Here is a 23,686-nt window from a genome sequence, read left to right on the forward strand (position 1 = left end):
TCCTTCTTTTGATGATGCACTTCAGACCAGAATCAGGTTGTCACGGTGCACGAGCTCAGGCTCAGCCATGTAACCCAGTTCCCTGACGATAGCGTCGGAAGGCAGGCCAATGATCTTTTGCGCTTCCAGGGCGCTGTAATTGCTGAGACCCCGGGCAATCTCGCGACCGTCAGCCGCCACGCACACCACCATCTCGCCACGACGGAAACTGCCTTGCACCAGCTTGACGCCGACCGGCAACAGGCTCTTGTGGCTTTCGGTCAATGCCTTCACCGCCCCCTCATCCAGCACCAGCGTGCCACGGGTCTGCAGATGCCCGGCCAGCCACTGCTTGCGAGCGGCGAGCATTTCGCGCTCCGGGGAAAGCAACGTTCCCAATCGCTCACCGGCTTTCAGACGCGCCAGAACACGCTCGATGCGCCCCCTACAATCACGGTGTGCGCGCCGGAACGGGCGGCGAGTCGCGCGGCACGCAATTTGGTCTGCATGCCGCCACGACCCAACGCACCGCCGGTGCCGCCGGCCACGGCATCAAGGGCAGGGTCATCGGCGCGCGCTTCATAGATGAGCTGCGCCTCGGGATTGTTGCGAGGGTCGGCATCGAACATGCCATCGCGGTCGGTCAGGATGACCAACAGATCAGCTTCAACCAGGTTGGCAACCAGCGCCGCCAGCGTGTCGTTGTCGCCGAACCGAATTTCGTCGGTGACGACCGTGTCGTTTTCATTGATGACAGGGATGACACCCAGCTCAACCAGGGTGCGCAAGGTGCTTCGGGCGTTCAGGTAGCGCTTGCGGTCAGACAGGTCGTCATGGGTCAGCAGAATCTGCGCAGTGTGCCGCTGATGCTCGGCGAAGCTGGATTCCCACGCTTGCACCAAGCCCATCTGACCAATCGCGGCGGCCGCCTGGAGCTCATGCATGGCGCTCGGTCGCGCAGTCCAGCCCAGACGGCTCATGCCGGCCGCTACCGCGCCGGACGACACCAGGACCAGTTCAACACCTGCCTCATGCAGGGCGACCATCTGCTCAACCCAAACACCCATGGCGTTGCGATCCAGACCCTTGCCGTCCGCTGTCAGCAGCGCACTTCCGATCTTCACCACCCAACGCTGGGCACCTGTCACCTTGCTCCGCATGATCTTTCAACCTTAAGCCAGAGAGTCCGAATTCTAGATACCAAAACGCCGCTTCAAGAGCGGCGTCGTAGTTTACTTCAGTCGATCAGTCGCGGACGTAAATGATTTCCGGACCATCTTCGTCCTCCACGTCTTCCTCATCCCAATCGTCGTCACCGATGTCATGGACGCTCTTCACGCCGCTGCGGCGCAAGGCACGCTGATCATCCAGCGCCTGCAACTGGGCGCGGGCTTCGTCTTCGATGCGCTGATCCAGCTCAGCCAGCTCGGCGGCGTACGCCGGGTCGTTGGCCAGACGATCAGCGCGGTCTTCGAGATAGCGCATGATGTCGTGGGTCAGGCGATCGGTGCCTTCTTTAGCAATGGCCGAGATCACGTAGACAGGGCCGGTCCACCCCAGGCGATCAATAATCTCCTGCTTGCGGGCCTCGTGCTCTTCTTCGAGGATCTGGTCGCACTTGTTCAGCACTAGCCAGCGGTCACGATCGGCCAGCGCAGGACTGAACTTGAACAGCTCGGTGACAATGACCTCAGCCGCATCCGGCGCACTGCTGTCATCCAGCGGCGCCATGTCGACGAGGTGCAGCAGCAGACGCGTACGCGCTAGGTGCTTGAGGAAACGAATCCCCAGGCCGGCGCCGTGGGAGGCGCCTTCGATCAAGCCGGGAATATCGGCAACGACGAAGCTTTTCCAGCGATCGACACTGACGACACCCAGGTTCGGCACGAGCGTGGTGAACGGGTAATCAGCAACCTTGGGCTTGGCAGCCGACACCGAACGGATGAACGTGCTCTTGCCAGCGTTCGGCAAGCCGAGCAGACCGACGTCAGCCAGTACTTTCAGCTCAAGCTTGAGGTCACGCTGCTCACCCGGCTTGCCCGGCGTGGTCTGACGCGGTGCACGGTTGGTACTGGATTTGAAGCGCGTATTACCCAGACCGTGCCAGCCGCCATGGGCAACCAGCAGACGCTGACCCGCCTTGGTCAGGTCGCCGATGACTTCCTGGGTACCGGCGTCGATCACGGTAGTGCCGACCGGCACGCGCAGTACCAGCTCTTCACCCTTGCGACCGGTGCAGTCGGTGCTGCCGCCGTTCGAACCGCGCTCGGCGTCGAAATGGCGGGTGTAGCGGTAGTCGACCAGGGTGTTGAGGTTTTCGTCGGCGACCATGTAGATCGAGCCGCCGTCACCACCATCACCGCCGTTGGGACCACCGTTCTCGATGAATTTTTCGCGACGGAAGCTCATGCAACCGTTACCGCCATCACCGGCCTTTACTCGAATGGATACTTCATCAACAAATTTCATAGCGCACGCCTCCCGTCACAAAGACGAGCAAACAACATAAATTCATAAGGCTCTTGCAAAGATGAGCGTTGCGATACCGATCAAAAACCAGCGACTTCACACCACAACGGCCCACACAAACAGCTTTGCAAGAGACTCACCAGAAACAGGACCTTCTACAAACGAAAAAGCCCTGTCATCGACAGGGCTTTTCAGCTCAGGACGCGTGAAGGCGAGGCCCTCACACCCCCTGAACGCAAGATTATGCCGCGACTTCAGTCTTTGGCACGATGCTTACATAGCGACGACCGAAGGCGCCTTTAACCTGGAACTTGATCACGCCTTCGACTTTAGCGAACAGGGTGTGATCCTTGCCCATACCAACGCCGTAGCCAGCGTGGAATTGGGTGCCGCGCTGACGCACGATGATGTTGCCCGGAACGATAACCTGGCCGCCATACATCTTCACGCCAAGGCGTTTGGCTTCTGAGTCGCGACCGTTACGGGTACTACCACCAGCTTTTTTGTGTGCCATGAGTCAATTCTCCTAGTGAGGATTAGGCTGAAATTAAGCCTGAATACCGGTGATTTTGATCTCGGTGTACCACTGGCGGTGGCCCATACGCTTCATGTGGTGCTTACGACGACGGAACTTGATGATGCGGATTTTATCGTGACGACCTTGGGAGATCACTTCAGCCACAACGGTAGCGCCTGCAACAACTGGAGCGCCGATGTTCACGTCGTCGCCATTGGCAACCAACAGAACGCGATCAAAAGTGACGGATTCGCCGGTAGCGATTTCCAGTTTTTCAATCTTCAGGTATTCACCTGGGGCGACCTTGTATTGCTTGCCGCCAGTAACGATTACTGCATAAGACATGGTGTATCTCCGATAATCCTGCTCACCCAGCTCTTTATAGGAAGAGGTATTGGCTGGCATGGCTGCACAAGGCTGGAAGGCCGACATGCAATTGCGTAAGGCAGGTGCTGCCCAGGAAGTTAGGGTGCGCGATTGTACGCAAGCGATCAACGCCTTGCAAGCTGCGTTATGTCACGCCTTGACAGGGTTGGGCCTGCAACCTAGCATGCCGCGCAACCCTTCTGGAGCACGTCTCGCTGATGCAACCCCAAGCCTTCTACACCGCTGTGGCGGACGACTTTACAGCCGTCGACCACATTATCAAGAAGCAGCTGACATCGCGCGTGCCGCTGGTCTCCAAAATCGGCGACTACATCACTTCTGCTGGCGGTAAACGCCTGCGCCCGTTGCTCGTTCTGTTGTGCGGCAAAGCGCTGGGCTCTGGCGGTGATGACCTGCGCCTGTTGGCGGCGACCATTGAATTCCTGCACACCGCGACCCTGCTTCACGACGACGTGGTGGACATGTCCGGCATGCGCCGTGGTCGCTCGACTGCCAATGCAATGTGGGGCAACGCGCCGAGCGTGCTGGTGGGTGACTTCCTGTATTCGCGTTCATTCGAGATGATGGTCGAACTCGGCTCGATGCCAGTGATGCAGATCCTGTCGAAGGCCACTCGGGTCATCGCAGAAGGCGAAGTGTTGCAGCTGTCCAAGGTGCGCGACGCCAGCACCACCGAAGAAACCTACATGGAAGTCATCCGCGGCAAAACCGCGATGCTCTTTGAAGCGTCGACCCACAGCGCAGCTGCCCTGGCCAACGCCGGTGCTGAACAAAGCGAGGCGCTGCGCACCTTCGGTGATCATCTCGGCGTGGCATTCCAGCTGGTCGACGACCTGCTGGACTATCGCGGCGATGCGGAAACCCTTGGAAAGAACGTCGGCGACGACCTCGCCGAAGGCAAGCCTACCCTGCCGCTGATCTACACCATGCGCGAAGGCACTCCTGAACAGGCCGCGCTGGTCCGTCAGGCCATTCAAAAGGGTGGCCTGGAAGATCTCGAAAGCATTCGCAATGCAGTGGAACAGTCAGGTTCTCTCGAGTACACCGCCCAGCTCGCACGCGACTACATCGCTCGCGCCATTGCCTGTCTGGATGTGCTGCCACCGAGCATCTACCGCGACGCTCTCATCGAGTTGAGTGAATTTGCGGTCGCTCGCACGCACTGATCGCCGCCCTGCTCCACCGAAAGCCCGTCCACGTGACGGGCTTTTTGTTGCCTGCGATCCAGGGCCGCCCACTGCGAAGAGCCAATGCGAATTAATCTCAAATAGATCCTTGCTATTCCTCAGATAAGAATTATTCTCATTGAAACATTTTGAGGAGAACCACATGACGTATCTGATTGATGCCTGGCTTGATCGGCCACAGCCCTACCTGCGCATCCTCGATCGTGAGACAGGCCAAGTGTGCGCGGTGCTGGAGGAAGAGGCGCTCGACGAATTACGCGATCAGGGTGATCTGGACGTCAGCAGTCTGAGTTCAAGCGAACCCGGCATTCAGAAGGAGATGGTGCGAAGTCTGTTTCTGTTCTGTTATGCGCGGGCATTGCGTCCGGGCAGTGAACTGCATTGATGGAACAGCTAAAACGACAATGCCGAGCCAGCGCGGGGCTGACTCGGCATATGTCGAGGCATGATGCGGTCGCTACAGAACCTTACAGAACGTCGAGCAGCTCGACGTCGAATACCAGAACGCTGTGCGGCGGAATGCTGCCAACGCCCTGAGCGCCGTAGGCCAGTTCGCTAGGAACGTACAGACGCCATTTGCTGCCGGCCTTCATCAACTGAAGGGCCTCGGTCCAGCCTGGAATCACGCCGCCGACCGGAAATTCAGCTGGCTCGCCACGATCGTAGGAGCTATCAAACACGGTGCCGTCGATCAGCATGCCGTGGTAATGGGTGCGCACGTTGCTTTCGCGGGTCGGCTGAGCGCCTTCGCCTGCCGTGATCACTTCATACTGCAGACCGGAGGCCAGAGTGGTCACGCCGTCACGCTTGGCGTTCTCAGTCAGGTATTCCTTGCCAGCGCCAGCCGCTGCTTCAGCTTTGGCAGCTGCTTCGGCCTGCATGATTTCACGGATGACTTTGAAGCTCGCGCCCATTTCTTCCTGGCCAACACGGCTCGGTTTGCCGGCGAAGGCGTCGGTCAGACCGGCCAGGATAGCGTCCAGGTCCACGCCCGGCGGCGGGTTGTCACGCAGTTGGTCGCCCAATTGACGGCCAATACCGTAGCTGACGCGGGTTTCGTCGGTGGACAGATTGACTTCGGACATGAGACTGCTCCGCTGAAGAGCGCCCTCGGGCGCCCGTATTTAAAGGCCGGGCAGCCTAGCACAAAGCGTAATACCCGTAACCACTACCAGGCGGATCGAAAGGCCAGGGGTATTTTGACGTCCTGATTCAGGTTTTCGTGCACACCGCACATTTCGTCGTGAACCACGGCGTGGACCAGATGGAACGGCATCGGCGCAACCGGCTGCAGCAGTTCGCGCGCGTGCTCGACTGAGCGCAGGTGCAAAGCCTTGTTCTGCGCATCGACCAAACGATGCGCGACACCCTGCATCCTCGCTTCCAGCAAGTAAATGCCGCCTTCGATGGAGATCAGATTCAGCTCGTCAACAGCACCGGCGCCGGCGTGGGAAATGAGTTCCTGAAGGTTCATGGCAAATCCTCGCGGGCCGCAGGAAGTCGATTAGTGCTTGGTGACTTTGTCCAGAAAGCCCATGGCGCAGGCCGACACAACAAAGGTCATGTGGATGATCACGTACCACATGAGGTACTGCGGCTCGATGTTCTTGGCGTCCATGAACACCCGCAACAGGTGAATGGACGAAATCGCGACGATGGACGCGGCGACCTTCATCTTCAGCGACGAAGAATCCATCTTGCCCAGCCAGTTGAGCTTCTCTTTGCCTTCGTCGATATCCAGCTGGGACACGAAGTTCTCGTACCCGGAGATCATCACCATAACCAGCAGCCCGCCGACCAGCGCCATGTCGATCAACGACAGCAGCACCAGGATCAGATCAGACTCCGCCAGCGCGAATACATTGGGGATGATGTGAAAGATTTCCTGGAAAAACTTCAGCGCCAGCGCCAGAAGCCCCAGAGACAAACCAAAGTAGATCGGCGCCAGCAACCAGCGCGATGCGTACATGGCATTTTCGATAAAACGTTCCATTGAAGCTCACAGATAATTTAAAAGCCCGCGAGTATAGGGCGAAGGCCGATTAGCACAACCCACGGTGAAAAGAGTTGAAACAATAACGCCAGATCCGACGCCGGAAGCGCCGGACGATCCGCGTCTGCAGGTAGCACAAAGCAGACGCGGAATGCATCGAAATGCAGGGGTCAGTTGGCGGGAGACGTCCGCTGACCCACGGCGGCGTCGCTGTTGATTCTTCGCAGCTCCCCCTGAAGGTGAAGGCCCCAGATCGGGATCTCCTCCGCCGTTTGATAACCATGCATCAGGAGGCTTTCGGCAATCGCATCAAGCACCGATTCGGCAGCAACCGGTCCATGAAACGGTCCCTGAGCCTTGAGTGCGGAGGGCTGTTCGCCAGACATCCCGGCGGCGAACAACAAGGTCCACATTCCTTTATCCCCTGACAGCGGGCGTACAACACATTCGATTCGGGTCACCAGACCCAGGCATTGGCGGGTAAGACAGAGGCTGCGCGGCATGGCGAGCTCCTCATTGATTGCAGTATTCATCTCCTTCGCATAGCGAGGGAAACGCGTCAGTCCCTTTGACAACTGCTGCAACCCGACAATATCGAACAAATACCCCGTTGGAAAAGCGCGAAAACGAAAAGGGCGCCGAATGGTCATTTGGCCATTAAGCGCCCCGTTTCATTGACGTCAAAGGCCTAGCTTTTCAGCTCGGGCTGTAATTGTGGCGCCTCCTTTTCGAGCTCTTTAAGGTCGTCGTCGCTGAGCATTTCAGCGATGTCGCGTAGACGATCCACTACCCTGCCGTTGACCGAATCGTCGGGGAACTGACCGTCCTCGTCTGCTTCACCCACCGGCATACCCACCAGAAGGCTCAGCGCCTCATCCACCTGACGCACGGCATACACGTGGAACTGCCCGGCACGCACGGCTTGCAGCACGCGCTCGTCGAGCATCAGCGTGGCGACGTTGGCGTGGGGGATGATTGCGCCTTGATCGCCGGTAAGACCTCGGGCTTCACAGAGTCGGAAGAAGCCTTCGATCTTCTCGTTGACGCCGCCGACCGCCTGGACTTCACCGAACTGGTTGATCGAGCCAGTGATGGCGAAGCACTGTTTGAGCGGGGTTTTCGACAGTGCGGAAATCAGCGTGCAGACCTCGCCGAGGGAAGCGCTGTCGCCATCGACGTAGCCGTAGGACTGTTCCAACGCGATGCTCGCGGAAATGGCCAGCGGGAATTCCTGGGCGTAACGACTGCCCAGATAACCGGTGAGGATCATCACTCCCTTGGAGTGGATCGGCTGGCCCAGGTTGACCTCACGCTCGATGTCGACGATGCCGCTGCCGCCCGGGTAAACCGTCGCAGAGATCCGCGCTGGGACGCCGAACGCGGAATCACCCACCTCCAGCACCGTCAGGCCGTTGCATTTGCCGACTGCCGCGCCGTGGGTGTCGATCAGGATGATGCCAGCGAGCATGTCATCGAGGATTCGGGCCGACACACGACCGGTGCGCGTGGCCTTTGCTTTCAGCGCGCGCTCGATGTGCCCGGCATCAGTGCGTTCGTCACCGGCGACGCTGCGGATGAAGTCAGCTTCGCTGACCAGCTGGAAAAGATCGCCAATGCGCGCCGACAAACGCCCCTGATGCTCGGCGAGACGCGCGCTGTACGTGGCAAGCCGCGCGACCGCATCCGCCGTCAGGGGCGCCATGCCCTCCTCCGAGGTCCGGGTTTTGAGCAGCTGGGCGAACTGCTCCAGACTCTCGTCGACCATCGGAATGTCTTCGTCGAAGTCCACCAGCACCCGGAACATCTCCTGGAAGTCCGGATCGAGGTCCTGCAGCGTGTAATACAGCGACCGCGCACCAATGATGATGACTTTGACCTGCAACGGGATGGTCTGCGGGGTCAGGGTCACGGTGGCAAGACGACCCAGCTCGCCCAGCGGCGCCTCCATCTTCAGCTTGCGCGATTGAAGGGAGCGCTTGAGGGCGTCCCACACGAACGGCTCGCTGAGCATTTTCTCGGCTTCCAGGACCAGGAAGCCGCCGTTGGCGCGGTGAAATGCGCCGGGGCGCAGCTGACGGTAGGTGGTGTAAAGCGCGCCCTGATCAGTGCTGTATTCGATGCGGCCGAAGAGGTTGTCATAGGTCGGGTGCGGTTCGAACACCACCGGCGCGCCACCGCTGGCGGAATGACCGACCATCAGGCTTGGGCAGTATTGCTCTTCAAGCAGCTTGCGCGCCTGTGCATCGGTTTTGCTGTCGTCGACCAGTTGCTCGACCACGGTTTTAAGCAGGTTGACCTGCACGGCCTGAAGGTAGGCGCACACCGCGGCGTTTTCGGCGTACTGCTCAGACAACGGTGCCAGCAGCGGCTGGAGCGCGAGGATGATGGTCTCTTCATTGAGCTCACGCATCTGGTTGTTGGACTCGCGTTTCCACTGCGGCAGGCTGGCAAGTTCTTCATTCAACCGCTCTTCCAGCGCCGAAATATCAGTGTGAAAACGCTCGCGCTCGGCTTCCGGCAGTTGCGAAAACTCGGCCTCGTCCAGCGCCTTGCCTTCGAGCATCGGGGTGAAGGCGATGTTGGTGTTGTCGCGGTACAGCGCGATGTCCTTTTCCAGCGCAAGACGCTCAATGACATCGAGGGCGCGGTCGTAGCGCTGATTGAAGGCGCGGTCGATCGCGCTCTTCTTCTGCTGGTAGGAAGGATGTTCGAACACCGCAGGAAACGTCGACAGCAGGTTGTCGATCAGTCCGTTGATGTCGGCGATGAAAGCGCTGGCGCTGCCGGGCGGCAGTTCCAGGGCGCGCGGCTCGCGGGCGTCGTCGAAATTGTTGACGTAGACCCAGTCCGACGGCGTTTGCATGCGCTTGGCTTCGGCCTTGAGGTAGCGCTTGACGAAGGAAAAACGCCCGGTGCCGGGCTCGCCCATCACGAAGACGTTGTAGCCGGGGCGCGGCATGGCGACGCCGAACTGCAGGGCTTCGACCGCTCGTTCCTGGCCGAGCACGCCGCGAAAGGGTTCCAGATCGTTGGTTGTCGTGAAGCTGAACTGTTCAGCGGAAAAGGGACGGGTCAGCGCTTCGGGCGCGAGTCGCAAGCTGGCAGCAACAGAATCGGGCATCGGACATCCTTACATCAGGCGGGGCAGATGGGCGCATTCTGGCGCTCGCCGCACCGCACGGCAAGGCATGAACCACCTGATCGCTTTTCCGTATGAAGAACCGGCCTACACACCCGACGGAGGCGGATTACACGCAACAATCTGCAATTACTCACGGAACGTTCATATCGTGCCTAAACTCCAACTTGCGCAACCGGTAACAATTTAAATAACCGGTCCGCCCTGGCGCCCTACCGGCCAGGAATCCGACCCTTGGTTGAAACAACAGAGACTAAAGCTATGAAACGGATTCTTCTTGGTACTCTCTTCGCCGCTGTGTCCATCAACGCCATGGCTCAAGCGCCTGGCGGTCCGGACTGCGGTTGGGGCAACATGCTGTTTGAAGGTCAACGCGGCACTCCCGCTCACTTCCTCGCTTCCACCACCAACGGTACTTCGGGCAACGCCACCTTCGGCATGACCTCGGGCACCAATGGTTGCTCCACCAACAGCGCGCTGACCTACGGCGGCAAATCCTGGATTGCCATGAACGGCATGATGGATGAGCTCTCCAAAGACATGGCCATGGGCCAAGGCGAAGCACTGACCACCTACGCGGTCGTGTTGGGCGTTGCACCGGAAGACCGTGCGCATTTCGCCGCAGTCACCCACGAGCACTATCAGCAGATCTTCACCAAGGCCGATGCCACTGCTGAAGATGTTCACACCAACACCATCGACGTCCTGAAGAACGATCCGACACTGGCTAAATACGCGACCCAAGCTTAAAGTCGTGCCGCCTGCCTTCCTCCCCGGAAGGCAGGTTCTCCGCCCTGCCCATTTCTGACTAGTTGCCTATCTATGCTCAAACGCCTTGCCTGGCTGGTGCTGTGTGTCTGCGCCCCGCTGTCCGCCGCGCCTCACGTCGACAATGATCGTTTGCAACAGCTGGCCAGTTCCAGGTTCTGGATCTCCATCGGGCACTACGAAGCCGGCAAGCTGGGCGGCTGGCGCAGCTATGTCGATGATCCGAAATTCTTCCTCGCCCAGAACGGCGCTCATGACCCCAAAGCCGAGCTGACGGCGACGCTTGAGGCGATCTACCGCCCCGTCACCCAGGGCCAGGAAAACGCACACCCGCAATGCGTTTACCCCTCTCGCACGCGATTTTTGCATGACGAACTGAAGCTGACCGATCTGCCTGCCGTTGACTGCACAGAATTCAACAAATGGTTTTCCGATGTGGCCCCGGACAGCACCGTGCTGATCTTCCCGGCGGCGTACCTCAACAGCCCGTCGTCCATGTTCGGCCACACGCTGCTGCGTATCGATCAGGCGGACGTGCAAGCCAATAAGACCGCCCTGCTCAGCTACGCGATCAATTTCGGCGCGTACATCGAAGGCTCCGACAACAGCATTCTGTATGCGTGGAAAGGCCTGGCAGGCGGCTACCCCGGGCTGTTCGCGTTGGTGCCGTACCAGGAAAAACTCTCCGAATACCGTAGCCTCGAGAACCGCGATCTGTGGGAATACCGCCTCAATCTGACGCCGGAAGAAACCCGGCGCATGGTCGAGCACGTGTGGGAACTCAAACAGATTCGCTTCGGGTATTTCTTCTTCGACGAAAACTGTTCCTATCGTCTGCTTGAGCTGCTTCAAGTGGCTCGCCCGAGCCTGGACCTGACGCCGCAGTTTCGTCTGACGGCCATTCCCACGGACACCGTGCGTGCGGTGAAAGAGGCAGGGCTTGTAGACAAGATCGAGTATCGCCCGTCCCGAGAGCGCGAACTGCTGAGCCGCGCCGAGCCGTTGAGTCACGACGAGCAGCAGTGGGTTCTGAAAGTCAGTGCCGATCAAAAGCAGATGCAGAGCGCCGATTACGTCGCCCTGCCGAAAGATCGCCGTGCGTTGATTCAGGACGCGGCCTACAGGCTGGAGCGGTACCGCGCCAACGGCCAGGAACGTGATCCGACCAGCGCACAACGCAGCTATGACCTGCTGCGCGCCATCAGCACCAATCCGCCGCCTGCGCTGGAGATTGAGCGCCCGGGGCTGCCGGAAGACGGTCATGAGTCGCGTACATGGCAACTGGGTGCCGGCACGCGGGATGACAAGGCGTTCGCCGAATATGGCCTGCGCATGGCGTACCACGATTTGAACGACAACGCGTACGGCTTCCCGCTGGGTGCGCAGATCGAAATCCTGCAGCTCAAGCTGCGCCAATATGAAGACAACCATTGGCAGGTGCAGCGGCTCGATCTGGCGACCATCCGCTCGCTGACACCGCGCAATGAGCTATTGCAGCCGTGGTCATGGCAAGTGGCGGGCGGTCTTGAGCGTGTGCTCGGCAAGCATGGCGACGAGAATCTGGTCAGTCACGTCAACGGCGGCGCGGGCGGCACGTGGAAATTGGGTGATGACGTGCTGGGCTTTGCGATGGGAACGGTGCGGGTGGAGCACAACAACGATTTCTCCGCATTGATTTCGCCGGCGGCGGGTTTTAATACCGGGGTGCTGTGGCGCAATCCGCTGGGTAATTTCAGCCTGGAAACCAAGGGCGATTACTTCACCAACGGTGAGGTGCGGCGCAATATCAGCCTTAACCAGCAATGGGAGCTGTCGCGCAACCTCGGCCTGCGGCTCAGCGCGCAGCGGGATTTCAGCCAGCTGACTTCGCCGGTGAATGAGGTGATGCTGGAGCTGAAGTGGTATCACTATTGAGTAGCAGGCGCCTGAATTATTCAATGTGATGCCGGACGCCTTCCCGGCTGAAGCCGGTCCTACGATGCGCGCGACGGTTCTGTAGGACTGGCTTTAGCCGGGAAGAGGCCAGCCCTGCTATGTGCGCGTCGTGGCGTAACCTTCTTCTTCGATCAATTCCACAATCTGCTCGGCGCCAAGCTGGCTCTGGACTTTCACCTCGCCTTTGGCCAGATCAACCTGCACCTGTGCCGTAGGGTCTTGCCCCTGGATGGCATTGGTGACGGCTCGCACGCAATGCGCGCAGGTCATGCCTTGAACGTTGAATACCTGCATGTGCTGACTCCTCTTTTCATCGAAAACACGCGATGACGCTATCTAAGACCTTCCCGTCGGGGCAAGGTCAAGTTTCCGGGAGATCTGCCGGGCTGGCATTCATCTGCACTCTGCGCCAGAGTGCGACTACAACCGTCATATCAGGAGATTCAGCCATGCGCTGGTCAGCCTTTCGTATTGCAGGTTTTGCCGGCCTGTTGGCGTGCGCATCCTGGGCCCACGCCGATCAGGACTATGGCGTGCTGATCATTTCCCGCGAGCGCCTGGAGGTTTCCACTTCCTGCGAAATCGGAATCTTCATGCAGGACCAACTGGTCGGCCGCCTGTATCAGGAGGAGTCGCGCTCATTCAATCTGCCAGCCGGCGACCTGTCCGTGCGCTTGCGTGTGCTCCCGGGCCAGACGCCGGGCTGCTCGCCGGGCATCGAGGCGCAGAACAACACGCGTCTGCACATCAACGCGGGGGACGTTCTGAAGTACCGCATCGCATCCGGGCCAAACGGGATGTACCTGAAGAAAGCAGATTTGAATTACTGATTTCCCCCTTTGGTTACCGATGCCCAGGAGATAGGATTGGCCCAACGCGCAAGCTCACGCAAAGCGACTGCAGGGCCAACTGTCTACTGTCCCTGGATACTCACCATACCCCCTGTCCGTCCTACTACCAGTGCAATCGATGATGACTATAACTTCGTAACAGCCTGATCACCTGCGCTGTAAGTAAACGTCGCCTTGCCCCCTTCACTCGTCGGAAGCGTGAGCTTTATCACAGGTATCCATACCCCATCAGTATTATTGAGATCGAGCTGATTACGTTGTGCGACAGTCAATCCAGGCAGGCCAGCCACGTAGAAAAACGCTTCAAGCGGCAGGGTCTTGCCCAATCCGTTTCCCCAGACTGCAAGGATGAGCTCGTTCTGCTCTCTAAACGACTCAGTCCCCATCAAACCCATTGCCGCCAATCCCGCAGCGAAAGCAGGCCCTGCCGCCGAGTTTCTGGCATCGGTGACATCAAACCCGCATTGGTAGCTGTGGCGACTGCTGGCGTGTGAGTTGTAATGCGTCCACCACTGCGTTGCGGTGGTAATGGCCTGTAGATGGCAGGGGCCGCTACCAGCATAACCAGGGTAATCACCACATCCCTTGTTTGTACGGTGCGAGGTACCTGCATCGATCGGAAAGAGGCACAGCACCTCAGGTTGTAGTTTCTCAGCTGCATAAAAATAAGCGGTCAAGATATAGCCATTGTTATACCCGTAGGCAAGCTTATTGTAATTAACGTCCGACCTTAAGTAGGAAAAAGAGACGCCACCCTTTTGAATAGAAGCAGGACTGTTGTCCCATACGTGGTAAGCAGGATCACTGCTGGTACCTCTAATCATCACTCCATTGCACAGAAAGGAAGGCTGTGAAGGCGCGCCACAATCTGCAGCTGTCTTGCTGTACCGGTCTTCTAGATGTCGCGCAACATCTTCGCCGGTGTCTTGCTGAATAACAGGACTCCGCGTAGCGTGAGGATCAATACCGTGGGGAAGACTTGATGAAGGCTGCTCGCTTACACATGCGACAAGTCCTATACAGATAAATGCAAGGGCGAAAGACCTGAATCTATTCATGTTGTTCTCCTGATGATAAGCAATGGCAATCCATGCCAAAAAATTATATTTGGCCGTTCCAGCATCATTCACTAGACGGGCTTTGCCAACTGACACATATGACAGTGATCGATACCGCTTCGAAATAATCCACGAAACGCTTATTGCAAATAGCTCTAGCCAATCGCCAACGTCCAATGGGCAGGACAAAATAATTAGGTTCTAAAAAATAGGCGCCGGATGACTTTAGTTCGGAGCTTTATTGCCAGCACCCTGCACGAGGGACGTACCTCACACCTAGTTAACGACCGCGCTGCATCTGCCTCTTATGCAAAAGGAACCGATGATCATGACCCAAGAGAAGATTTCAACCGGGGCGTCGGCGCTAGCGCAGATGACGCTGAAAATATTTGATAACGGCGTGCGGATTGGTACAACAACCTTTAGATCTGAAAGAAGAGTCGCGCCACTTGCAGCTCTCCGTGACGGGCAGCGGTCACAACTTCGAGGTTGGGGCCCCAACCCTCGACAATAGTAAGCAAGATCTTACAATATCGTGGCAGCGCGAGTTCGACAGCACGACTACAGACCGGGCCAGAGCGATAGGGGTGACAGAATGGGAAAGCCATCCCAGGGAGTTCGTTACCAGTGATTCTTTGGATTTCCTAATCGATGCAGGGTGGCTTGATCAAAAATAAAGGTCGCCCAGTTGTGTTCAACTACAGTTTGAGACTGATGGACGATGGAAGTCACTTTCTGTTTCCCCAACCACTCAGAGTCAACCCGCTTTAACTTTACATATAGGTGTAAAAAAACCCGGCATGAGCCGGGTTTTTTCTGGGTCGATCACTACATCCAGGGCGGAGGCGGTTCTTCGGTTTTTCCAGGTGGCGCGTCGTCTGCAGCGCGTGCTGCCTGACGCCTTGCATCATCCAGCCGTGCCGCTTCAATCTCGCGCAGCACACCCCCGACGTCAGCGTCCTCTTCCTGCTCGTCAAACTCGCCGGTCCAGCCGGTACTCAAGGTGTTTCATGAATGACAGACACAGGCTCACAGCTCTGTGTGACGCCAGTGACTACGTGGCTGGCGGCATCGGTTCGGTTTGATCCGCAGGCAGGTAGTAAAACGTCGCAGGGTCGGTTGTACTGCGCGACAACTTGACGTTGATAATCGGGATCAATCGACCATCCGTAGCTTTCAGGTCCCGCTGATTCCTTTGCGCAACCGACAAGCCGTCTGTGCCGTTGAGGTAAAAAAATGCTTCCAGAGGCAGGGTTTTGCCCAGGCCATCTGCCCATGCGGCCATGATGAATTCATTTTGGGTACCAAAAGACTCTGCCCCCATTAACTTCATGGCACCAACGCCGGCAGCAAAGGCTGGGCCAGCTAATGTATTGCGACCATCCGTGACGTCAAAGCCGCATTGGTAAGAGTGTCGGCTATCAGAGTGAGCGTTGTAGTGGGTCCAAAAATTGGCCGCTGTATCGACTCCCTGCAAATGACAAGGCCCGCTCCCAGCGAAACCGGGATAAGCCCCGCACCCTTTACCGGCCCTGTTGACCGTTCCAGCGTCAATTGGGAAAAAGCACAAGACCTCCGGATGAATTTGATTACCCGCATAAAAATAGGCGTTAAAGATATAGCCATTGGTATATCCATAGGCCAGTTTCTCAAATTTCGAATCGGCCCTCAGGTAGGAAAGTGAGACCCCACCTTTCGCGAGAGAGGCCGGACTATTGTTCCACACATGGTAAGTCGGATTGCTAGCAGTACCTCTGATCGTAACGCCACTGCATAAAAACGCAGGCTGGGAATCTGTCCCGCAGTTGGATCGGACATCGGCGTAGCGTGTCGTCAAGTGCCTGACAACTTGCTGACCAAGGTCTTCCTGAATACTCGGTGTTTGCTGCGGTGGGAAAGGGGCCGTGCTTCTATCAACGGTTGCACATGACGTGATCGTCATGACAAAAAAACAAACCAATAACGCTTTTAATCTCAACATGGCGCAGACCTCCTGGTCGACTGGCCCTGAAATAGGCAGACCGCCGAGCCGCAAGAATCCTTCATCAAGAAAGGGGACTTACCGCTCAACCGTCTAAGCTGCACCACCATATTTCGCTCAACACTAAAGGACAGCTACTGTCAACATTGACAGTAGCTAAAACCAAATAGAAATATACCGCGACCCCTAATTTCGAACGTCTATAAGAAAGAAAAATTTGCGCTAAAACTTGACGAATTAAAACTCTCTTTCTAGCCTTGAGTTCTCATCACATGTTTTTGCAATCTTCCGAGGAATTATCAATGAATCCATCTACAACACCCGTTACTCAGCCGTCACGAGACGTGGGGACGATTGGCATCTATGACGGAGAAGTCCTGTTGGGAACGGCTACAACTAACGGAAACACCTGGTCATTCACCACGCAAAACCTCCCGCTCGGCTTGCATACTTTTACTGCCCGTTCTACGACCGGCCGCTCAAACGAATGGCGCATTTCGATAACCGAGGAAGAAATGAACCTGGGAGCACCTCATGTGAGGGAAGCAAGCTTGGTTGCGAGCAATAGAGAGCGACTGGACTATTATGAGGTGAACGACGAGATTCATTGCATGGTGGACTACAATAATAAGTTTGGCGACATGTTAAACATGAAGCCTGGCGACACCGTAAGAGCGTACTGGGCGGGTCGAAATATCACCATTGGTTCCCCCATACAAACAGTAGGAGACACACCGTCGCTGCAACCGTTTTTAATATCTAAATATGAAGTCATTGATGCCATTGGCCACAACGCATCCCTTTACTACACCGTGAAACGCCCCCCAGCACAGAGACGTTCACCTCGTTAACGCTGCTTCTCACGGTAGACGGACATTCATTTCAAGTGGATGCCCCGACCATAAACGGGGCGCACGATAATCTCAGAGTGCATAAGCAAACCCAGTTCAAGGTCGACAGCACCGCTAACGTTCGCGCCATTGGTGCTGGAGGTGACGAATGGTCCGCGGATATAAGGCCAACGCCCGTGTTTGGCAGTAACCCCTATCTCAACTTCAAGATAGATCCTTCCTGGCTAGCCCGTAACAGGGGAAAACCAGCGCTTTTCAACTGCAGCATAAGGCTGACGCCGTCAGATCCTCACTACTTGTTCTCGCAACTCCTGAGAATAGCGTCGGTATAAAAGCCAGCGTCCGGTCTGAGCCGAGTTTCATCAATCGATCACTGCATCCGAGGCAGAGACGAGGCTTCGACTTTGCTACAACCACTGGCGTCAATCGGCAAGAGAGCATGCCAATCGTCACTACCTCAGTGAGCGCATTACGAAAAATCCAACGAGTAACGAGCTAAACTCAAAAACCATTCAGAACTCTAAATCCGGACCAGGGAGTGAGGATTGGAGCGAACAGACCCCGAGAGTCGTCAAGCAACACACGCCCTACATAATGACAAATAGCGGGCTTGTTTTTTTGACGCTCGTCTACGACAAGATGCCAGCACTTTCTCTCTCCAGCGCGACAAACAAGGGCGCATGAATCTCGTCGCTGCAGGAGAAGTAGGTGATAAAGGCCTTGATGCTCGGATAGTGTTTATATTGCCTACGCCAGCCAGAACACTTACATTTAAGCGCCCCAACACCACGTCCACTGCAGGAAAGTTGACATTCGGAAATGCGGCCAACTACGAGACCACCGTGACTTACGATGGATCTTCCTTTGAAAAAACTTATGAATGTCCCTTCCCCGCTCGATACTTCATCGTAGAACCCGAGCAATACATTCAACTCATTGGCCTTAGCTGGGAATGAAGCACTGCTACATCCTTGCATGAAGAGCTCTCAAAACTTCATAATTTGTGAGAACAAGCTTTTAACACTGCTTTATAAGCGGCCGACGTAGCCAATGTTAACCCAGCCAGAGGTAACCACCGTGAAAACTAACGATTCAATTACTATTTATGACAACGGTAAGCCTGTAGGCGACGCCGCGATTGGCAGTAATCATACTTGGTCTATGACCCTGAACAACCTGGAAGAAGGTAGGCACGTCATCACAGCCCAACAGGGCATCGGTGTCCCTTCATCCTCTCGGACTTTTAATATTTCTTCCACAACGGAATACTGGGGCAGCATCCCCATAGGTGACCTGAAAGCCAGCAGCCCTTACTTCTTATCCAGTGGTTTGATATTCCATATTGGCTTTTCTGGACAATCAGTCACCCCGAGTTTCGTATTGAAATGTCCGCCGCACAAAGCGTCCTCTCGTTGATCAACGAGTACAACACTCAAGGCGCTGTTATTACGTTTCTCTTCCCATCGACTATTCCTGGAATGGCTGTCGACGTCTCCAATGCGTCAATCGCGTCACCAACCCTCACGCTGGGTAACGAATATAACGAGGATACGACTACATCCCATTACTTAAGCCAGGGATAAATACTGTCGACGCCAGCATGCGCTACTTCAAGCTGAAATTTTCACCCGGTGATGAGCCTTTCCAAATAACAAAGCTCAGTTGGGTAAGCGCCTGAGCCCAGAGAGAAACCAAGATTCGACCCTTTATAGTCGACGCGCAGACCTCATCAGTTCTCCAAATAAAAACCCGGCCTGAGCCGGGTTTTTAATGACCGACTACTGCATCCAGGGCGGAGGCGGTTCTTCGGTTTTTCCAGGTGGCGCGTCGTCTGCAGCACGTGCTGCCTGACGCCTTGCATCATCCAGCCGTGCCGCTTCAATCTCGCGCAGCACACCCCCAACATCAGCGTCCTCTTCTGGCTCGTCAAACTCGCCGGTCAGCACTGTTGCGGGCGACAAGGTGCCAGCTTCGTAGTAAGACCACATTTCCCTGGCGTAGCGAGTCTTCTTGAGCTCTGGCGCAAAACGACCAAAGTACGATGCCATGTTGCCGACGTCGCGCTCCAGCATGCTGAATGCGTGGTTGTTCCCGGCAGCGTCCACGGCCTGCGGCAGGTCAATGATGACCGGCCCGGTTGGCGTGAGCAGCACGTTGAACTCGGACAGGTCACCGTGCACCAGACCGGTACACAACATCAGCACGATCTGCTGAATCAGGAACGCGTGGTACTCGCGCGCCTGATCCGGCTCCAGCGTCACGTCATTCAGACGCGGCGCCGCATCGCCATACTCGTCGCAGATCATCTCCATCAACAGCACGCCCTCAAGGAAGTCGAACGGCTTGGGCACTCTCACGCCAGCCCCTGCCAGACGGAACAGCGCCGCGACTTCGGCGTTCTGCCACGCGTCTTCGGTTTCCTTGCGGCCGAACTTCGACCCCTTGGCCATGGCGCGGGCCTGTCGGCTGTTACGGACCTTGCGGCCTTCCTGGTATTCCGCTGCCTGACGGAAACTACGTTTGTTGGCCTCCTTGTAAACCTTGGCACACCGCAGCTCATTGCCACAGCGCACCACATAAACAGCTGCCTCTTTACCGCTCATGAGCGGGCGCAGCACCTCGTCCACCAGACCGTCTTCGATCAGGGGTTCAATGCGTTTAGGAGTCTTCATCAGCTTTTATTGGGGGTCCTTCGTTGCCAAACACGCGATTGTTGCTCGTTATACGGCAATCCTCTGCCAGCGAGTAGGGGGTCAGGTCGATTGACTGTATGCCGGTTGTCTCACGATATCCCTCACACTTGGCCAAGCAGCATTCGTGCCGACGCATCATTCCAACGATCTTTCCTCTGCACGGCAGCGTTTATCGATGAGCGGCAACAACGTGGCGAGACGGTCTTGCCTCCTCACCCGCGAAACAGTTCGCCAGGCGTCCTGCCGAACAACCCTTTGAAAGCAGCAATAAAAGCCGACGTAGAATCGTAACCGCAGTTGAGCGCCGTACCTGTAACGCTCACCCCTTCCTCCAACGCATTGAGTGACGACAGCAGGCGTGCCCGTTGCCGCCAGCCCCTGAAGCTCAAGCCGGTTTCGCGCTGAAACAATCTCGTCAGGGTTTTTTCAGACATGTTCAAACGCGCCGCCCAGTCATAAAGGGTGACCGCTTGATCCGGTGTTTCGATCAGTTCACCACACAGTGCAAGCAAGCGTGGGTGACGAGGTAGCGGGAGCGAGAAACCCACCTCGGGCAAATTCGCCAACTGATCGAGCAGTACCTGAACAAGGCGAGACTCGGCGCAATCGACCTCCGGATAATCCGCTGGCAGCTGACAAAACGTCTTTATCAACTCCCTGGCCAGCGGCGTGACTTCGAGCACCCGGCAGCGGTCCGGCCCCCAATCGCAATCCTCTTTGCGCACGTAGAGGCTGCGCATCTCGGCGCGGGTAGACGTGACCACTTCATGGTCGAGCCCGGCCGGAATCCACACGCCCCATTGCGGCGGCGCGAAGAAACTGCCGTGGGGGTGTGCACACCGAGCACGCCGCTGATCGCGTAGGAAAACTGCACCCAGTCGTGGCGGTGCGTCGGGGTCCATGAGCCTTGGCTCAGGCTTTCGGCCCGGGCGTAAAGCGCACGCGGCAGGGCCTCAAGCGTCGGGATTTGACGCTGGGTGTCGGGGCTGCGTGAGGGATGTTTGTCGGTTGTCATCGCTGCGGACTTAAGGGATCTGATTTGTTTGATGTTCTTGAGACGGGGACAGATTAATTTACGGTGAAGCGTTGTAAATAAATCTGTCCCCTTTAAACATTAATCAACATCAGCTTTCGATGATGGCCGTCACGCCCTGGCTACCTGCGGCGCATATAGAGATCAACCCGCGCCCTCCCCTTTCTTGCTCAGCAGTTTCGCGAGGTTCGCCACAATCCGCCCACCCGTTGCGGCAAACGGATGTCCGGCCGCCAGCGAGCTGCCTTTCACATTCAGTTTGCTGCGATCAATTGCTCCCAAGGGCGCATCAAGGCCCAGACGAGTTTTGCAGTATTCGGGGTCTTCCCACGCCTTCAACGTGCACAGCACCTGAGCGGCGAAGGCCTCGTGAATCTCGTAGTAATCGAAGTCCTGCAGCGTCAAACCGTTACGCGCAAGCAAACGGGGAACGGCATAGACCGGGGCCATCAGCAGCCCTTCGTCGCCGCGCACGAAATCCACGGCGGCGGCTTCGCCATCCCGCCAATAGGCCAGAATCGGCAAGCCCCGCTCATGGGCCCACTCCTCGCTGGCGAGCAGTACCACCGATGCGCCATCGGTCAGCGGCGTTGAATTGCCCGCCGTCAGCGTCCCTTTGGCACTGCGCTCGTACGCGGGCTTGAGCGAGGCCAGCTTCTCCAGGCTCGCGTCGGCGCGCAGGTTGTTATCGCGCGTCAGGCCGAGGAACGGCGTAAGCAGATCGTCCTGCCAGCCTTCAGCATAAGCCGCAGCCATTTTTTGGTGGCTCTCCAAGGCCAACAGATCTTGCGCTTCGCGGGGAATGCCCCAGTTTTGCGCCATCAGTTCGCAGTGCTGGCCCATCGACAAACCGGTGCGCGGTTCGCCATTGCGCGGCAGTTCCGGCTTGAGGTTATGCGGGCGCAATTGCGTCAGCGCCTTGAGCTTGTCGGCCGTGGTTTTGCTGCGATTCACCCGCAACAGGATCTGGCGCAGGTCTTCGTTGACGCCGATGGGCGCGTCAGACGTGGTGTCGACGCCGCCAGCGATGCCGCACTCGATCTGGCCAAGGGCGATTTTGTTCGCCACCAGCAGCGCCGCTTCGAGACCGGTGCCGCAAGCTTGTTGAATGTCGTAGGCCGGGGTTTGCGGCGACAGCCTTGAGCCGAGCACGCATTCACGGGTGAGGTTGAAATCACGGGAGTGCTTGAGTACCGCGCCGGCGGCGACTTCGCCCATGCGCAGGCCATGCAGGTTGAAGCGCTCGATCAGACCCTCCAGCGTCGCGGTCAGCATTTCCTGATTGCTGGCCGTGGCATAGGCGCCGTTGGAGCGTGCGAACGGTATGCGGTTGCCGCCGACAATGGCCACGCGTCGTGTCTGAGTCATCGAAATCTCCCTGCCCTGAATGCGTCTATCGTTTGAGAAGCGCCGCCTAACAGCGTAGGACCTATTACCCACCCACGCGGTCCACTGATTCGAACCCAGACGCAAGGAGAGTGTTCCATGGCATCCGATCGCTACATTGACTTCGTCAACTCTGACCTCGGCCGTAAGCTGGTCGGCGCCGTCGGATTGCCTGCCCCCGCACGGCTGGAGCGCTGGCAGGCGGGCCGGTTGCGTCCGGTGGAGGGCGCATTGTTGCTGAGCACAGGGCCACTGGCCGAGCGGGTCAGCAACTTTGCGCCGCGCCTGACCGATGTGCTTCTTAGTGCTGGCGGCGAAGTCACTGGCGCTCACCCCTGGACTGCCGAGCAGAACGCGAAGATCAAGGCCGTGGTGTTCGACGCCAGCGCGCTGCTGCACACCTCCCAACTGAGTCAGTTGCGCGAATTCTTTCAACCGATCCTGCGTCATCTGGATAACAGCGCCCACGTCGTCATTCTTTCGCGCGCGCCGGATGCTCAATCCGATGCATTGGCCGCGAGCACGCAGCAAGCCATCGAAGGGTTCAGCCGCTCGCTGGCCAAGGAAATGCGCAACGGCGGCACGGTTCAGCTGTTGCAAATAGAGGACGGGGCCGAAGACCAGCTGGAAGGCGCGCTTCGATTTTTCCTGTCGCCTAAGAGCGCGTTTATCTCCGGTCAGGTCATTCGCCTGAGTACCTGCCATCAGCAGGTTCAGGACTGGACTCGCCCGCTGGCCGGACGCAAAGCGCTGGTGACCGGCGCAGCCCGAGGCATCGGCGCCGCTATCGCGGAAACCCTCGCCCGCGATGGTGCCGAGGTCGTCTTGCTGGACGTGCCCCAAGCCAAATCCGATCTCGATGCGCTGGCGGCGCGTCTGGGTGGACAGGCGTTGGTGCTGGACATCTGCGCGCCGGACGCGGCGGCTCAGTTGATTGAACACCTGCCCGGCGGCCTCGATATCGTCGTGCACAACGCCGGCATCACCCGGGACAAGACGCTGGCCAACATGCCGGCGGACTTCTGGGACTCGGTGCTCGACGTCAACCTTAATGCGCCGCAGGTGCTGACTCAGGCGCTGATCGACAGCGGCGCGCTGCATGAAAACGGCAGTGTGATTCTGCTGGCGTCGATCAGCGGGCTGGCCGGCAATCGTGGGCAAACCAATTACACCACCAGCAAGGCGGGACTGATCGGCTATGCCCGGGCGATGGCGCCGACGCTCAAAGCGCGGAGCATCAGCATCAACGCCGTAGCGCCGGGCTTCATCGAAACCAGCATGACGGCGCACATGCCTTTTGCCTTGCGCGAAGCGGGCCGACGCATGAGCTCGTTGGGCCAGGGCGGGCAGCCGCAAGACGTGGCGGAAGCAGTGGCCTGGCTCGGTCAACCGGGTTCCGGCGCAATGAGCGGACAGGTGCTGCGGGTGTGCGGCCAGAGCGTGCTCGGTGCTTGAATGG

20 protein-coding genes and 4 pseudogenes are annotated in these 23,686 nt (G+C 57.7%); 8 read left to right on the plus strand and 16 right to left on the minus strand.

Going from position 1 to position 23,686, the window contains the following annotated elements:
* Positions 1–21 precede the first annotated feature (21 nt).
* The 4 genes and pseudogenes from proB to rplU all read right to left on the minus strand — a co-directional run bounded on the left by proB (position 22) and on the right by rplU (position 3,310).
* Positions 22–1,139: pseudogene (proB, locus tag JN403_RS00965) on the minus strand (glutamate 5-kinase).
* Positions 1,140–1,224: 85 nt separating this feature from the next.
* Positions 1,225–2,448 (minus strand): Obg family GTPase CgtA, encoded by a 1,224-nt coding sequence (cgtA, locus tag JN403_RS00970; protein ID WP_205484836.1) that lies wholly within the window; start codon positions 2,446–2,448, stop codon positions 1,225–1,227.
* 241 nt (positions 2,449–2,689) lie between these two features.
* Positions 2,690–2,962 (minus strand): 50S ribosomal protein L27, encoded by a 273-nt coding sequence (rpmA, locus tag JN403_RS00975; RefSeq protein ID WP_037015434.1) that lies wholly within the window; start codon positions 2,960–2,962, stop codon positions 2,690–2,692.
* A 33-nt stretch (positions 2,963–2,995) separates the two neighbouring features.
* Positions 2,996–3,310, minus strand: coding sequence for a 50S ribosomal protein L21 (gene rplU, locus JN403_RS00980; RefSeq protein WP_003230856.1), 315 nt, complete (start codon positions 3,308–3,310; stop codon positions 2,996–2,998).
* A gap of 239 nt (positions 3,311–3,549) precedes the next feature.
* On the opposite strand from rplU, the gene JN403_RS00985 reads away from it, so the two are divergent.
* Positions 3,550–4,518, plus strand: a complete 969-nt coding sequence (locus JN403_RS00985) for a polyprenyl synthetase family protein (RefSeq protein WP_172610616.1) — start codon at positions 3,550–3,552, stop codon at positions 4,516–4,518.
* Positions 4,519–4,681: 163 nt separating this feature from the next.
* Positions 4,682–4,924, plus strand: coding sequence for a hypothetical protein (locus JN403_RS00990; protein WP_122535351.1), 243 nt, complete (start codon positions 4,682–4,684; stop codon positions 4,922–4,924).
* An 82-nt stretch (positions 4,925–5,006) separates the two neighbouring features.
* Here JN403_RS00990 and JN403_RS00995 read toward each other — a convergent pair whose 3' ends face one another.
* The 5 genes from JN403_RS00995 to JN403_RS01015 form a co-directional block, all read right to left on the minus strand.
* Positions 5,007–5,624: an FKBP-type peptidyl-prolyl cis-trans isomerase gene (locus JN403_RS00995; RefSeq protein ID WP_122535350.1), complete on the minus strand. Its 618-nt coding sequence runs from the start codon at positions 5,622–5,624 to the stop codon at positions 5,007–5,009.
* 83 nt (positions 5,625–5,707) lie between these two features.
* On the minus strand, positions 5,708–6,013 hold the full coding sequence (locus tag JN403_RS01000; RefSeq protein ID WP_205484837.1) for a DUF6482 family protein: 306 nt from the start codon (positions 6,011–6,013) through the stop codon (positions 5,708–5,710).
* 30 nt (positions 6,014–6,043) lie between these two features.
* Positions 6,044–6,532, minus strand: a complete 489-nt coding sequence (locus JN403_RS01005; protein ID WP_122535348.1) for a TIGR00645 family protein — start codon at positions 6,530–6,532, stop codon at positions 6,044–6,046.
* A 170-nt stretch (positions 6,533–6,702) separates the two neighbouring features.
* A complete protein-coding gene (locus JN403_RS01010; protein WP_122535444.1) occupies positions 6,703–7,035 on the minus strand; it encodes a hypothetical protein in 333 nt (110 codons plus the stop codon).
* A gap of 185 nt (positions 7,036–7,220) precedes the next feature.
* Entirely contained in the window at positions 7,221–9,653 is a 2,433-nt protein-coding gene (locus tag JN403_RS01015) for an AAA family ATPase (RefSeq protein WP_122535347.1), read from the minus strand.
* Positions 9,654–9,932: 279 nt separating this feature from the next.
* On the opposite strand from JN403_RS01015, the gene JN403_RS01020 reads away from it, so the two are divergent.
* Together JN403_RS01020 and JN403_RS01025 are read left to right on the plus strand one after the other, a co-directional pair.
* Positions 9,933–10,421 carry a DUF3015 domain-containing protein gene (locus JN403_RS01020; protein ID WP_122535346.1) on the plus strand — a complete coding sequence of 163 codons (489 nt, stop codon included), beginning with the start codon at positions 9,933–9,935 and terminating at the stop codon, positions 10,419–10,421.
* A gap of 72 nt (positions 10,422–10,493) precedes the next feature.
* The gene (locus JN403_RS01025; RefSeq protein WP_205484838.1) at positions 10,494–12,353 is read left to right on the plus strand and encodes a DUF4105 domain-containing protein; all 1,860 of its coding nucleotides are present in this window, start codon (positions 10,494–10,496) and stop codon (positions 12,351–12,353) included.
* A 117-nt stretch (positions 12,354–12,470) separates the two neighbouring features.
* Here the strand turns inward: JN403_RS01025 and JN403_RS01030 are convergent, their stop codons facing one another.
* Entirely contained in the window at positions 12,471–12,668 is a 198-nt protein-coding gene (locus JN403_RS01030) for a cation transporter (RefSeq protein WP_205484839.1), read from the minus strand.
* 155 nt (positions 12,669–12,823) lie between these two features.
* On the opposite strand from JN403_RS01030, the gene JN403_RS01035 reads away from it, so the two are divergent.
* Complete coding sequence (locus JN403_RS01035) at positions 12,824–13,204, plus strand: hypothetical protein (RefSeq protein WP_205484840.1); 381 nt, start codon at positions 12,824–12,826, stop codon at positions 13,202–13,204.
* Positions 13,205–13,350: 146 nt separating this feature from the next.
* Here the strand turns inward: JN403_RS01035 and JN403_RS01040 are convergent, their stop codons facing one another.
* The 3 genes and pseudogenes from JN403_RS01040 to JN403_RS01050 all read right to left on the minus strand — a co-directional run bounded on the left by JN403_RS01040 (position 13,351) and on the right by JN403_RS01050 (position 16,264).
* Positions 13,351–14,379: a hypothetical protein gene (locus JN403_RS01040; protein ID WP_205484841.1), complete on the minus strand. Its 1,029-nt coding sequence runs from the start codon at positions 14,377–14,379 to the stop codon at positions 13,351–13,353.
* A 732-nt stretch (positions 14,380–15,111) separates the two neighbouring features.
* Positions 15,112–15,270: pseudogene (locus JN403_RS01045) on the minus strand (serine protein kinase RIO); the annotation flags it as partial.
* Between the two features lie 67 nt (positions 15,271–15,337).
* Positions 15,338–16,264, minus strand: coding sequence for a hypothetical protein (locus JN403_RS01050; RefSeq protein WP_205484842.1), 927 nt, complete (start codon positions 16,262–16,264; stop codon positions 15,338–15,340).
* Between the two features lie 302 nt (positions 16,265–16,566).
* On the opposite strand from JN403_RS01050, the gene JN403_RS01055 reads away from it, so the two are divergent.
* Positions 16,567–17,115, plus strand: a complete 549-nt coding sequence (locus JN403_RS01055; RefSeq protein WP_205484843.1) for an Ig-like domain repeat protein — start codon at positions 16,567–16,569, stop codon at positions 17,113–17,115.
* Between the two features lie 1,077 nt (positions 17,116–18,192).
* Positions 18,193–18,531: a hypothetical protein gene (locus tag JN403_RS01060; protein WP_205484844.1), complete on the plus strand. Its 339-nt coding sequence runs from the start codon at positions 18,193–18,195 to the stop codon at positions 18,529–18,531.
* A gap of 362 nt (positions 18,532–18,893) precedes the next feature.
* Here JN403_RS01060 and JN403_RS01065 read toward each other — a convergent pair whose 3' ends face one another.
* From JN403_RS01065 to JN403_RS01075, 3 genes and pseudogenes are all read right to left on the minus strand, one after another.
* Positions 18,894–19,787, minus strand: coding sequence for a PA4780 family RIO1-like protein kinase (locus JN403_RS01065; RefSeq protein WP_205484845.1), 894 nt, complete (start codon positions 19,785–19,787; stop codon positions 18,894–18,896).
* 233 nt (positions 19,788–20,020) lie between these two features.
* Positions 20,021–20,823, minus strand: a pseudogene (locus JN403_RS01070) (helix-turn-helix transcriptional regulator).
* Positions 20,824–20,932: 109 nt separating this feature from the next.
* Positions 20,933–22,209 (minus strand): annotated as a pseudogene (locus tag JN403_RS01075) (acetyl-CoA C-acetyltransferase).
* 117 nt (positions 22,210–22,326) lie between these two features.
* Here JN403_RS01075 and JN403_RS01080 point away from each other — a divergent pair.
* Positions 22,327–23,682, plus strand: a complete 1,356-nt coding sequence (locus JN403_RS01080) for a 3-oxoacyl-ACP reductase (protein WP_205484846.1) — start codon at positions 22,327–22,329, stop codon at positions 23,680–23,682.
* Positions 23,683–23,686: the final 4 nt, after the last annotated feature.

The sequence above is a fragment of the Pseudomonas sp. 15A4 genome (genome assembly GCF_016925575.1).
GTDB lineage: Bacteria > Pseudomonadota > Gammaproteobacteria > Pseudomonadales > Pseudomonadaceae > Aquipseudomonas.